An 11,541-nucleotide genomic window follows, 5' to 3' on the forward strand; every position below is an offset into this window, starting at 1 on the left:
AATAACTTATTAAGCGTAATTGTAAACTTGCTCCTTAGTAGAGGGATACATCCCGAATTTATCTGTTGTTAGAAAGTCTCATCAAATTCTGAATGACATCTTGTGTATAAGTTAGCTGATTTGCAAATTTAGTACTTGAATTGGATATTATTGACTTTTGGAGCGTTTCATTAGTGAGTACATTCACACTGTTTTTAATAAAAGTTTCCCAATCACTAGGAGATTCGCTCTTTAAAATGATTGAATTAACCATATCTTCCCCATAATTTACTATTTCTCCCACATTCCTTAAGAAACATAGGAGCCCAGCCTCCATCGCCTGAACTGTAGAAATAGACATACCCTCATAATCACTCATTAAGACAAACGCATCGTACTGAAAGAGAAGGTTTTGTGTTTCATCAATTGGGCAAATTCCATTGTATTGGATAACATCGTTTAGCTTTAATAAACTTATTTTCGATTCTAATAACTTCCACATTTGATTATCTGGGCCATAAATATCAAGAGAAATGTTTACGTTTTGTGATTTTAATTCATTAATAAAATTTATAACTAGGTCAAGCCTTTTTACTTCTGAAAGACGACCTAAAAATATAAACTTAGTAGTTGAGTTGTTTTTTAAATTTTGTTTTTCTTTTCTAAAATGCTGAAGTATAAAGCTGATTTTTTTTATTTTTTTATTTTTTATATACCTTCTTATAAAGTTTGATGTTGATTCAGAATCCGTCCATATTTCGTTACAAAAATACGATAAAAATAGAGTGCTGATTTTGTCAAATATATGCGCAAATTTTCCACTATGTAAAAAAATAATTGACTTTTTGGTTTTTAGAAATAATAGTAATATAAAATGCAATAAATGCGACTTCCAAAGTGAAGATATAATTACTTGATAAGGTGATTTTTTATTTAATATGGATATACATCTGTAAAAACTAGATAGTGAATTTATTTGTAAAATGCTTTCTAAATAATTATTTGGTATTTTAGTTATAATGTTTGGCTTAATTGAGCCTACACATACAAGAGTAAAGTCAAAATTTTTGTACAAATCTTCCAATGAAGAAATTACTGCAGTTTCAACGCCCCCAATTTCTAAATTGTGGATAATATGTATGACTTTATTTTTCTTCATAAGTAATATTGGATTTGTATTCGGATATCGAACCGACAAAGGTAATATAAGAGCAGATAAACCAATACCATGGATACCAGTAATTACTAATAAACAAGTAATGTATAATTCCTAATATAAAAGAGAAGAAAAGAAAGAAGCTTAATGGGAATATTATATCCTTAATAATCAAAAAAATACTCACTAAGTAAATAATGAAAAATATTGCTCCTATGATTCCTGATTCAAATATAAAGGTTTGATATAGTACAAGAAAACTTTCTGTATTTGCTTCCAGACCTGCTCGAAGGTAACCAGAAGGGCCGTACCCAATTACTTTATTTAACAATGGAGCATTTTTATAACTAGTTTTAAATAGGTAAGAACGAAGAGAACGGTCATCCATTGAACCACTATTACTGGCTTTTTGGTCAATATCTATTGCTAGTTGAGTAATGATTGGGAAATAGCTGTCTACAATAAATGCACTACTAAATAAGATAATGCCAGAAATTATAATTTTTGATAAATAAAAAACTAAGTGTTTTCTAAAGTATCCAAAAGAAATAAAAAGCCCCACAGGTAGGGCAAAGAATGCTGCTGTACTAAAAGTCATAATAATAGCAATAATAAAAACCGCCATTATTATTGCTTTTAACGACTTTGAAAGGTTGCAGATATTTGAGAAATATAAATAATAAATAGATATTGGTAAAAATAAATCAATCATAAATGCAAAATGGCCAGGTTCTTCAGCTAGACCACGGGCTCTAATAGATTTAAATATATCACTCAAAGCAAGAGCATTCATCTTTTCTACAGAAGGATGTGGTATTATACTATCAAAGTCAATAGACAAAATATTTTTGGCAACAAATTCAATAACTGCAAAAATACAAGAAAATAAAAGAACCCAAGTGATTAGTTTTGAAATAGATTGAGGGCTAATTTGATCTTTATTTAAATTTAATAAAATAGATGTACATATATAAAAATTTATGAATGATGCCAAGTAAGCAAAAAGATGGTTAATAGTTTTGTCAAATATGAAAGCAATAGGAGGGGAAAGTATATCATTAATAAAAAAACTTATCAAAATAATCAATAAAAAAATAATAAGGTATATAAATGGTTTTTTTTGGGGAATTTCTATCTTTTTTTTGAATAACAAAATTAATAATATAAATAATGAACAACAACTTCCTATTATTAATGGCCATGACAAACTGTTGCTAATGCAAAAAGCGCTAGTAAAAGGCATTGAAATAATATAAGTATAGAGAAGATATTTTTTCAAAATGAAATTATATTTAGGTTTTTTTGTTTTTTTAATCTAAAAAATTTCATTAAGGGGAAACGCTTATTTATTATTAAATAATAAGACCAACTGACATATTTTACTAAAAATGATAATGAGACAGGGAAACTGTGTCTGAATTTTTTGATAATTAGATGTCGTTCTTCGTTCATCCTTTCTGCCAAACGATTGGTAATTGAATTTTCATGATCTCGAAATACAGTAAAATAGTGAGGAATATGTTTAACTTTATAAACTTGGGTAATACGCAGAAAATAATCATAGTCAGAGGCGTACTGATAACTTAAATCAAAATATCCAACATTAGCAATTACTTCTTTTAGTAAAAAAGTAGAAGGTTGTGGCATAAAGCTACAATGTTCAGATGCCAGCAATGATTTGTAATTAACAGTAAAAAGCTGGATTGGGCGGAACGTATTTCCTTCTTTTTTTATAATATTACCGTAATATGCCCCAAATTTCGAACCGTATTTACAAAAATAAGAGGCAACTTGGCTAATTACCTGAGGAGAAGCTAAATAATCGTCTGAATTGAGTGACATCCAAAGTTGACCAGATACTTTGGTCAAGCCTTTATTAATAGCATCATACATATTTCTATCAGGTTCACTCTGCCAAAAGCTTATTTTAGACTCATATTTTTTGATGATGTTAATGGTATTATCGGTACTACCTCCATCAATAATAATATATTCAATATTGGAATAGTCTTGATTTAGAACAGATTGAATTGTTTGCTCAATAGTATCTATGCTGTTATAACAAACAGTAATAACAGTAATTAGAGGTAAGTTACTTGAATTATACGTTGTATCCACTTATGTGCAATGTTTCAATTAAGGATATTTATTTATTATTGTAGTCACTATATTAATTTTTCTTTAAAAAACGGAAATTATTGAAACGAAGACGTAATTCATTTATAAATGGACTACTTTTAACAATCCAGAATAACCAACAAAAGTAAATAATTGAATAAATGATAAAAATCAGTACCCAATTTGTTGAACTCTTAGAAAAAATAAAATTAAAAATACTTGCTCCTATTAGTAATACCAATAGTGAAACAATGTAATTATAATCTCCTTCAAACCGAAGCATATCAAAATTTAAATTATTTTTTCTGTGAAAAAGATAAATGAGTATGCCAGAACTAATCGATAAACTAGCAGTCCATGCACTAACTACTCCATACCCCTCAAAAAAGAATCCACCTAGAACGCCCAAAAACACATTTAATAAGGCCATTGCTAGGTGCTGTATGATATTGTGTCTAAGTTGCCCAACTCCCATATTACTTATATATGCAGGAACACTAAGCGTATTTAAATACCAACCTACAACCAATGTATAAACGCTAAACACAAAAAAAGTTTCGATTTTCCCAATCCAAATTAACGATATGAATGGCGCAAAGAAAAAAAATGAGAATAAAAGTGGAGTACTAATAATTGTTAACAATCTAAACATCATAATATACAAATGTTGAAAATTGTTAGTAGAATTAATTGATGTCTCAACTATTTTAGGAACCATTACTTGATTTGCAGTTACTATGACACTCCTGATTTGTGTAACAAGCCTGTTTGCCATTTCGTAGAAGCCTACAGCATCAAGAGAATTATATTTTGCTAAAAGAAACTTTGTTATGGGGTCGTAAAGTAAAGTAGAAGCAGAGGCTATTTGCAATTTAATAGAATACTTAAAGAAATTAATAAAAAGTTGTTTTTCAAAGTTAAGGTTGAATATAAAGGGCGTTTTCATATAACGGGCTACCATAAAAACACTTCCTAGAAGAATAAATAAAGTGTATATAATATGGGCTATTACAATCCCCCATAAGCCTTTATAAATTAAAAGATATGCTGATATAAATAAGGTTATACTAGCAGCTATATTTAAAATAGAACGAAGATAGTTTACTTGAAACCCATCTAGAGTGTACATAAAAACGTTTGCTAGGTTCAATAGCCAAAACGCTAATAAAGCCAATGGAAATATCTCTTTTGCTGTAGCTACTTCCGATGGAGATTGTATTAAAAATTGGAACAACCAGGAGGCATTCAAATAAAGAACCGTACAAATTAAAAAATTCAATAATGTAGTAATTATAATGGACATGGTTACAATAGAACGCGCTTGCATCATATCTTTTTTTACATGAGCTTCAGCAATAAATTTTACTATTCCAACTGGAACACCACTGTTGGCCATTCCTGCAAAATAGGTAGTTGTCCATACGATTGACCAGATTCCCAATTGCTTTGCCCCCAGTTCACGTATCCATATCCCATAAAGTAGAAAATATGTAAAGCCAGTTGTGATTACTTGTCCGACTGTTGATAACGCATTTATAAGAAGCCGGTTGTGCATAAGCGTATTGTTTAATTCCTAGTGGTAGCGTATTTTTTTAAAATACTTATAGAGATACCTATAATTATCCCGATAATACTAAACCCAATAACTATTAGTGTACGTTTGGGTTCACTTCTTTTCAATGGGATTGTAGGAGGTTCTAATGTTTTAAACACTGGCGTGTCTTCTTGTACTCTTATTTTTGCTTGTTCGTATTGTTGCGATAAATTATTAAATAGGTTTTGAGCAAGTATGTAATCAGCTTGAAGTCTTTGCTCTTCTATTTTAGCTGTTTGAAGTGCTAAAAAACGATTTTGATCTCTAAAATGAGCAAGTTTTGCTTCTGCATTTTGGTAACGTTTTTTTGCTTCTATTACTTGATTGCCTAAAAATTTTACTTGGTTTTTTGCTTTGTCAGTTCTATAGCTAGTAACGTACTCTTTTAAATATTCTACTGACTTTTGTGCAACTGTTGCAGCCACAACAGGGTCTGGCATTTTCGCGTTAATGACAATTACTCCAGTTTTTCGGTCGAATGTAATAACTATTCTACTTTGAAGTTCATTAATCAAATCGTGCTGTTTTTTTGTTAATTCCACCGCCTTACTGGAGTTTTTGAGGTCAAGAAGTGAAGTTTTCTCATTGCTATTATTTGAAATAATAGAAGATAACCATGAATGATAGTTTTCACTAAGAAAATCTTCCAATGTCATCGTTTTTTGCAATTCTGAGGAATAAATTGTCTGTTTTAAAAGATATAAATTAAAAGGTAAACTTTGTAAAATATTAGGATACAAATCAGGACGAACGGCATCTGTTGTGCTCATCTGATTAAGGTCTATTCCAGCAAGCCCAGCTAATGCACTAAGTCCCCCCATCTTTCCTAATGCACTACTTGATTGGAGTTCAGGCATTAGCTGTGTCGAAGATTCAAACTCTTTCTGGGCAGTTAAGGCATAAACTATTCCTATAAAAGCTAATGCTCCGCCCCAAATAGATATTCTTTTTCTATTTGTTTTTAAAAAAGATATGATTACAAATATACTGATTTCAGTATCATTTGTAGGGTGTATATTTTGATGTTCACTGGTACTCATTTAATGAAAACAAAACGTTTTAAATTATACTTTTAATTCCTTAATATAGTTGCCAGAGCTATAATCAACGTACTTGTGAATGATAAAATAACAGGAGCTGTAATATCTGACTTTTTATTATCAAGTGGCTGGAAAGGTACGTATATAGTTGCGCCTGGCTCTACTTTGGGATAAATTCTGAAGAACAAAAATCGGCGCGTTCGTTGGGTAAAGCCATTTGCATAGGTAATAAAAGCACGCCCTCTTTGTGCTAACTCTTGATATCCTCCTGCTTGAGAAAGATAATCTTGAAAATCATAGCCTTTGGTAAAGTTTATTGATGAAGGGTTAAGTACTGCCCCGCCAATACTGACAATCTCTGAACGTTTGGGAACTATAAGCGTATCACCATCCTCCAATGTGATGTTCCCTTCTACTGAAGGATTATTCATAATTTGAGCAATGTCAATACCTATTCGTGCTCCTTTACGTTGAAATAATGCTCCTGGTAAGTAACCAGTCGTTTTTATTCCGCCAGTACGCTCTAAAAGGTTTGAAATTTTTTCATCTGTATTAACAATTGCGTATGATCCTGGATAATTTACTTCCCCCATTACATAAACACTTCGTTGTTGTTCATAATTAGGAGCTTTTCTAATATAAATTATGTCAAAAGGCTGAAGTTTAAATTTGGAATCTTCGGGAGACAGGTTTAGCTTAGGGTCAATATCTAATTTTATAATTTCAACTTTATACTCACGGTCAGAGTTTAATTCTTTTACTCGTCGGGCGATTTCGATTCTGGAACCAATAGCTCCTTCTGTAAAGCCTCCTCCAATTAGTACTAAATCAGCGACAGTCATCCCTTCTGCGTAGGGTGTATCTCCTTCACTGTTAACTTCACCTAAAAGTGTGACAAAAGCTTCTTCTCGTAGCTCTTTAATTGATTTAATTACAATACTATCTTGCCGTTGTAATACAATATCTGAAGCTTCTGCTTTTAAGACTTTTTCGATATCTACTGAAACAATTTGGGGCTCTCCATTTTCTTTTTCTCGAAAGATAAGTGCTCGGTTTTTGAAAGCATTTTCTTTAAGCCCATCTGCTTTTTTTAAAAGCTGACTAAAGGTTGTAGTTTCAGAAGTGATTGCATAATCCCCTGGTCTGAACACAGCTCCATGAATTTGGACACGGTTTTGATAACGTTCAAGAATCTTACCTACTTCGATTCTATCACCGTTTTGAAGTTTAAAATTTTTCAATTCGGCTTGGGGAATATTTAAAACTTCAATCTCGCGGTCTGTTGGCCGACGCCCTGTAACATAGGCTTTATAAGCGATACTTGTGAAGCCTCCTGCAAATTGTAATAATTGGTCTAGAGATTCATTTTCCTTGATTTCATAAATAGCTGGCCGTTTTATTTCACCGTCTAATTCTATCCGATTAGAATAAAAAGGTACTTGAATTATATCTTGATCTTGGAGTAAAATATTATCTGATTGTTCGCCTGTTAATAAAAATTGGTACAAGTCGATTGTGCGAACCAGTTTATTATTTCTTAAAACTCGAATATTGCGATAGGATCCTGTTGAATCGGGTCCTCCACATAGATAAAGAGCATTAAAAGCGGTAGCGAGTGATGAAATAGTATATGTACCAGGTTTTACAACTTCTCCTATAATACTTACTCTAATACTTCGAATATTACCAAGGTTAATGACGGCATAAGTCCCTCCACCTGTATTTAGACCTGAATATGCTTGCCGTAATCGAGAAACAAGACGTTCTTTAGCTTCATCAATTGTTAAGCCGCTGACGTACACAGGAGCCAAGTTTAAAACCTTAACCGTACCTTCAGGAGAAACTTTTAATCTATAATTATCAGAAGCATTTCCAAAAATATCGACAATTAGCTCATCATCAGGTCCTAGCTGATAGTTTTTAGGAGTGGCAATCCGAAGATTAGGTTCAAATGTTAACTCATTGCTTTTGAAAAGTTTACTCCCAAAAATTTCAAGTTTCTTGGGCTTTACTTTGAGGGTATCTTCTAAGTCTCTTTTGTCCTTGGGGATGTCGCGTTTACTAAGCTCCCCAATTTGTTTTCGACCGTTTTGTTTTGAAGTAGTGTCTGAAAGATCTTTCTTATCGGTTAGACTTTTTTTATTTTGAACCTCTGCAATTCGTTGACGCATGCGGGCTATATCCGACAGGGTATAACCTCTTTCGAGTGCCGCTTGCTCAATTTGCATTTCTGATAGACCACTGGCTTGAGCTTTTTTGTAAAATTCTAAGACTTGCTCGTCTGAAAGTTGATTAACACTGGTTGATGTTGATTTTTGACTTTGCGCAAAAAGTGTAAAACCAGTGAAGAGAAGACAAATTGAGAGTAGCCAAATCCTCTCAGTCACTTTCGTTAGTTGCATACGACTCGTATTTTGGTCATCAATTTTGAAGGTAAAAAATTGGAAGCTTTCCAGCCTTCAAAATTAGGTAAATCACATTGTATTGCCAAACTTATCAGTAAGATTTTGGATTTTACTAAGTTGATGAGGGGGCTAGCTTTCTAGCTTTTTTTTAAAAATATTAAAATTTATGGTCGAAAATGAGGGATTTATGCCCATAAAAATCAAAAACTTAGCGAAACATTAGGGCGTACGCACCAAATCGTCTTTCTTTGAGGGATTGATTGTTTGATGGATAACATAAAGATGAAAATAATACAAGTAATCACCCTAGGACACGAATTTTATGGTGCCCAAAGACATGTGATAGACCTCTGTGAAAGCTTAAAAGAGGAAGGACATGAAGTTATTCTAATGACAGGAAGTGTTGGGAAAATGGATGCTTATGCGCGCAATTTAGACATTAAAACCATTCATTTACGGCACCTTATCCGTTCTATTAACCCTTACCATGATCTACTAGGTGTTATTGAGCTCGTAAAGTATTTTAGACAATTAAAGCCAGATGTGGTCGCTTCGCATTCCAGTAAAGCAGGAATTTTAGTGCGTATCGCGGCTTGGTGGCTTAATATACCTAATACATTCACTGTACATGGTTGGGCCTTTGCTGAGGGCAGTAGTTTTGGGGTTAGAAAAATATATCAGTTGATTGAAAAAGTGATAGGCTGGATTTCATGTAAAATTATTGTAATCGCAGAATCAGATCGCCAATATGCCTTAAAGCTAAATGTTGTTAATGCGAATAAAATGAGATTAATTTATCATGGCATTCGGCCACCTTTGTTGACTGAGAAGCCTTATCAAAAGGCCTCCACTTTGTTTACAATGGTTATGTCTGCAAGGTTTCAAAAGCAAAAAGACCATGATACACTAATTGACTCACTTGTGCCGCTTAAAGATTTGCCCTGGCAGTTGTTTTTTCTTGGAGATGGCGAATTATTATCCGTAGCAAAATTCAAAGTGGCACATTTAGGATTAGAAAAAAAAATTCATTTTGAGGGAGCAGTCGATAACGTATCAGAGTATTTGCAGAGAGCCGATGTATTTCTATTAATTACTAATTGGGAAGGGCTGCCTCTTTCAATTTTAGAGGCAATGGCTTGTGGGTTACCTGTCATTGCTACTGATGTAGCAGGTATTAAGGAGGAAGTCTGGCAAAATGAAAATGGATTCCTCGTGCCTAGAAAAGGTGTAGTGGAAATAACTAACGCTGTAAAAACTCTTTACTTTGACGAAGGACTAAGAACAAAAATGGGACAAAAGTCGAAAGAAATTTTCAACCTGAGATTTAGAAAAGATTTGATGACAAAAAATACTTTTGAACTCTATCAAGAAATCGCCCACTAAAACCATTTTTGGAATCTTGCCTATAACTGCTTTGAGTAGCCACCAACATTAAAAAACTATGTGTCTTGCTCCCCTAAGCCGCTACCAAATTATAGTAGAGATTTTGATTTTTGTCAATAAATTGCTGCGGGGTCAAATACCCCAATGATGAGTGTGGTCTATCAAAATTATAATCGTTCCACGGCACGAGCCGCCCCGCAGATGTCCAAATCGTGCTGTACTTCTTGGACGGTTTTGAAATACTTGAGATTAAGGCATTCGTTTCTTTGGGTTCCATTTAGTCGTTCAACTAAGCCATTTTGCGTAGGTTTGCCGGGTTGAGAAAATCGTATCTCTATGCCGTTTTCTTCTGTAAATTTTTCCAGTGCCCTACTAATGAATTCCAGGCCATTGTCGCATCTGAGGTAAGCTGGCTTACCTTTTTGAATGATCAATTCTTGCAAAAGTTTGACCAATTTTCTGCCTTTGATACTGGTGGCAGCGAAGGCTAAAAGTACCTTACGAGAACACTCGTCAAGTACGTTCAATATCCGAATCTTCTTCTCATTGCTTAGTAAGACTGGGGTAGTCCTCAAACGGCGGACACTTTACTTCGCAAATTTAAAAATTGATTTTGATTAAAGATTTCTTCAAATTTTTCTGGACTTTGGTAGCCCAAAGATGAGTGTCTTCGCTTACGATTATAATAGACTTCAATGTAGCGGCCCGCCGCCTCGGTCAAATAACTCTGTTTTAGCATCTTTCAAGCAATCAAAAGCCCCTTTTTCTAACATTTCGCGCTTGATAGTGGCCCAAATTGACGGGGCCGCCCGCGCGGTCCGCGTAAGCGTTTTCATAAACGGATTTCTTACCTGCCATACTTTGCTTAAAAAAGTGTTTATCAACGAGTTGTTTGAATTTAGCTCCAAAATACTGACCGCCTCTGTCAGAATGGAGAATAAGTTCAGCGGGCGGTCTATGACGGTTTATTCCATTTTTCAGTGCTATTATTACCAGTTCCTGTGCCATATTTATATCCAAGTGCCATCCTACAATCCTACGCGTGTACAACCGCGGTGGCGGCCCACTCCATCCATGCTGCTAAATAAGCCCATTTCCCGTCTTTGAGTGGTATGTATGTTATATCTGATACCCTGGCTTGTTACACTCAAAGTTGGCTTTCAATAAATTAGGACAAGCCATCAATCCATGTTTACTTTGAGTAGTCCTTGGAACAAATCGCAGCGGAATCGCCTTCGGGGCTGTATAGCTTTTAATCCTTGAGTTTTGAGTAACTTGCGAATTTGTGACGGCCTATTTTATAGCCATTAGCCTGCATCTCTACTCGTAAGCGTCGTGAGCCATAACGTCTGCGATGCTCTTGAAATACTCGCCTTATTTCATCACTTATCCTAGTTTCTGTTAGCTCCTGATGCCTCTTGCCCTTAGTGTATTCATAGTAACTACTCTTGCTGATATTGAGCACTTTACAGATAATTCTAACCGAATAATTAGCAGCCTCTCGCCTGACAAAATCGTATTTGTCAACTATTCCGACTTGGCAAAAATTGCTGTAGCCGCGCGGCGGTCCGATTTTTTTAGGATGTCGCGCTCCATTTCAACTTGCTTCAATTGTTGGCGTAATTGTGCAACTTCTTTTTCCAAATCGGATACACGATTGTTGCTTGGATTACCCATCTTCTCTTTCCATTGATAGATAATACCTTCACTAATACCGAGTTCCTGAGCTACCGATGGAATGCTCTGACCACCTTGTACTTTTAGTAATACTTGGTGCTTGAAATTTTGCGGGGCCGATTTCTATGGTTTAAACAAGGGTTGACCTATAATTTTTATCATATTTTTCACCTCGCTCCACCACAGCAT

The 11,541-nt window shown here is 34.2% G+C and carries 11 protein-coding genes and 1 pseudogene; 2 read left to right on the forward strand and 10 right to left on the reverse strand.

Going from position 1 to position 11,541, the window contains the following annotated elements; genetic code table 11:
- Positions 1–58: 58 nt before the first annotated feature.
- Complete coding sequence (locus AC23P2_RS29420; protein WP_487776513.1) at positions 59–1,138, reverse strand: glycosyltransferase; 1,080 nt, start codon at positions 1,136–1,138, stop codon at positions 59–61.
- Positions 1,125–2,129 (reverse strand): hypothetical protein, encoded by a 1,005-nt coding sequence (locus tag AC23P2_RS29425; RefSeq protein ID WP_487776514.1) that lies wholly within the window; start codon positions 2,127–2,129, stop codon positions 1,125–1,127. Before AC23P2_RS29425 ends, AC23P2_RS29420 begins: the two co-directional genes overlap by 14 nt.
- Before the next feature lie 34 nt (positions 2,130–2,163).
- On the opposite strand from AC23P2_RS29425, the gene AC23P2_RS29430 reads away from it, so the two are divergent.
- Positions 2,164–2,391: a hypothetical protein gene (locus tag AC23P2_RS29430; RefSeq protein ID WP_487776515.1), complete on the forward strand. Its 228-nt coding sequence runs from the start codon at positions 2,164–2,166 to the stop codon at positions 2,389–2,391.
- A 19-nt stretch (positions 2,392–2,410) separates the two neighbouring features.
- Here the strand turns inward: AC23P2_RS29430 and AC23P2_RS29435 are convergent, their stop codons facing one another.
- The 4 genes from AC23P2_RS29435 to AC23P2_RS29450 are packed head-to-tail and all read right to left on the reverse strand — an operon-like array spanning position 2,411 to position 8,289.
- The gene (locus tag AC23P2_RS29435) at positions 2,411–3,253 is read right to left on the reverse strand and encodes a glycosyltransferase family 2 protein (protein ID WP_487776516.1); all 843 of its coding nucleotides are present in this window, start codon (positions 3,251–3,253) and stop codon (positions 2,411–2,413) included.
- 52 nt (positions 3,254–3,305) lie between these two features.
- Positions 3,306–4,808, reverse strand: coding sequence for an oligosaccharide flippase family protein (locus AC23P2_RS29440; protein WP_487776517.1), 1,503 nt, complete (start codon positions 4,806–4,808; stop codon positions 3,306–3,308).
- Positions 4,809–4,819: 11 nt separating this feature from the next.
- Complete coding sequence (locus tag AC23P2_RS29445; protein ID WP_487776518.1) at positions 4,820–5,887, reverse strand: lipopolysaccharide biosynthesis protein; 1,068 nt, start codon at positions 5,885–5,887, stop codon at positions 4,820–4,822.
- 32 nt (positions 5,888–5,919) lie between these two features.
- The gene (locus tag AC23P2_RS29450) at positions 5,920–8,289 is read right to left on the reverse strand and encodes an SLBB domain-containing protein (protein ID WP_487776519.1); all 2,370 of its coding nucleotides are present in this window, start codon (positions 8,287–8,289) and stop codon (positions 5,920–5,922) included.
- Between the two features lie 285 nt (positions 8,290–8,574).
- Between AC23P2_RS29450 and AC23P2_RS29455 the strand changes: the two genes are divergently transcribed.
- Positions 8,575–9,675 carry a glycosyltransferase family 4 protein gene (locus AC23P2_RS29455; RefSeq protein ID WP_487776520.1) on the forward strand — a complete coding sequence of 367 codons (1,101 nt, stop codon included), beginning with the start codon at positions 8,575–8,577 and terminating at the stop codon, positions 9,673–9,675.
- A 167-nt stretch (positions 9,676–9,842) separates the two neighbouring features.
- Here the strand turns inward: AC23P2_RS29455 and AC23P2_RS29460 are convergent, their stop codons facing one another.
- The 4 genes and pseudogenes from AC23P2_RS29460 to AC23P2_RS29475 form a co-directional block, all read right to left on the reverse strand.
- Positions 9,843–10,250, reverse strand: a complete 408-nt coding sequence (locus tag AC23P2_RS29460) for a DDE-type integrase/transposase/recombinase (RefSeq protein WP_487776521.1) — start codon at positions 10,248–10,250, stop codon at positions 9,843–9,845.
- A 175-nt stretch (positions 10,251–10,425) separates the two neighbouring features.
- A complete protein-coding gene (locus tag AC23P2_RS29465; RefSeq protein WP_487776522.1) occupies positions 10,426–10,725 on the reverse strand; it encodes a DDE-type integrase/transposase/recombinase in 300 nt (99 codons plus the stop codon).
- Between the two features lie 202 nt (positions 10,726–10,927).
- Complete coding sequence (locus AC23P2_RS29470) at positions 10,928–11,140, reverse strand: IS3 family transposase (RefSeq protein ID WP_487776523.1); 213 nt, start codon at positions 11,138–11,140, stop codon at positions 10,928–10,930.
- 62 nt (positions 11,141–11,202) lie between these two features.
- Positions 11,203–11,451: pseudogene (locus AC23P2_RS29475) on the reverse strand (transposase); the annotation flags it as partial.
- Positions 11,452–11,541 lie beyond the last annotated feature (90 nt).

Source organism: Runella sp. R0.1_18, assembly GCF_057652155.1.

Excerpts from the sequence above, each read along its gene's own strand:
- AC23P2_RS29420 (WP_487776513.1), bottom strand. The coding sequence starts at position 1,138 with ATGAAGAAAAATAAAGTCATACATATTATCCACAATTTAGAAATTGGG.
- AC23P2_RS29430 (WP_487776515.1), top strand. The coding sequence starts at position 2,164 with ATGAAAGCAATAGGAGGGGAAAGTATATCATTAATAAAAAAACTTATC.
- AC23P2_RS29440 (WP_487776517.1), bottom strand. The coding sequence starts at position 4,808 with ATGCACAACCGGCTTCTTATAAATGCGTTATCAACAGTCGGACAAGTA.
- AC23P2_RS29445 (WP_487776518.1), bottom strand. The coding sequence starts at position 5,887 with ATGAGTACCAGTGAACATCAAAATATACACCCTACAAATGATACTGAA.
- AC23P2_RS29450 (WP_487776519.1), bottom strand. The coding sequence starts at position 8,289 with ATGCAACTAACGAAAGTGACTGAGAGGATTTGGCTACTCTCAATTTGT.
- AC23P2_RS29455 (WP_487776520.1), top strand. The coding sequence starts at position 8,575 with ATGAAAATAATACAAGTAATCACCCTAGGACACGAATTTTATGGTGCC.